This is a genomic window from Mycobacterium scrofulaceum (assembly GCF_002086735.1).
Classification (GTDB): domain Bacteria; phylum Actinomycetota; class Actinomycetes; order Mycobacteriales; family Mycobacteriaceae; genus Mycobacterium; species Mycobacterium scrofulaceum.
Map to the genome: position 1 here is coordinate 1 of NZ_MVIJ01000147.1, position 1,081 is coordinate 1,081.

Sequence of the window (1,081 nt, forward strand, 5' to 3'; positions counted from 1 at the left end):
CGCACACCGCAGCACGCGTTGATCAATCAGCTCGACGCCCAGGCCAGCCCCGAACAGTTAGGTGGGTCGCTGCGCACGGGGCTGGCCGACCGGTTGCGCATCACCAAAGCCGAGGCCGGCCGGCGCATCGCCGAAGCCCGCGATCTGGGGCCGCGCCGGGCGTTGACCGGCGAGCCGTTGGCGCCGCGGTTGAGCGCGACCGCGGCCGGCCAACGCGCCGGGCTCGTCGGCGACGGGCACATCAAGGTGATCCGCGACTTTTTCGCCCAGCTGCCCGCCGAGGTGGACGCCCTGACCCGCCAGGCCGCCGAAGCCGACCTGGCCGCAAAGGCCGGCGGGTATCGGCCCGACGAGTTGGCCAAATACGCCCAGCGGGTCATGGACTGGCTGCACCCCGACGGGGACTTCAGCGACGCCGAACGCGCCCGCAAACGCGGAATCACTTTGGGCGCCCAGGAATGCGACGGCATGTCGCGCATCGGTGGCCTGGTCACCCCGGAACTGCGGGCCGCGATCGAGGCCATGCTGGCCAAACTGGCAGCGCCCGGCGCGTGCAACCCCGAGGACGAAACCCCGGCGGTCGACGCCACACCCGATGAGGACGCGGTGCGCCGCGACACCCGCAGCCCGGCTCAACGCAACCACGACGCATTCCTCGCCGGGCTGCGCGGCCTGCTGGCCTCCGGCGAACTGGGCCAGCACAACGGGCTGCCCGTGTCGATCGTGGTCACCACCACCTTGACCGACCTCGAGGCCGCCACCGGCAAGGCCCTGACCGCCGGCGGCACCCTGGTACCGATGTCGGATGTCATCCGCTGGGCCGGCCACGCGCATCATTATCTGGCGATCTTCGACCACGCCCGGCCGCTGGCGCTCTATCACACCAAACGCCTGGCCTCACCGGCCCAACGAATCATGTTGTACGCCAAGGATCGTGGCTGTACCAAACCCGGCTGCGACGCGCCGGCCTACCACAGCCAGGTCCACCACATCACAGGCTGGCAAGCCACCCGCCGCACCGACATCGACGACCTCACCCTGGCCTGCGGACCCGACAACCGGCTCGCCGAACAAGGCTGGA

At 70.5% G+C, this 1,081-nt stretch carries 1 protein-coding gene; it reads left to right on the plus strand.

The window, feature by feature from the left end; genetic code table 11:
• On the plus strand, positions 1-1,081 hold a 1,081-nt coding region (locus tag BST44_RS29180), incomplete at both ends, for an HNH endonuclease signature motif containing protein (protein WP_142274744.1).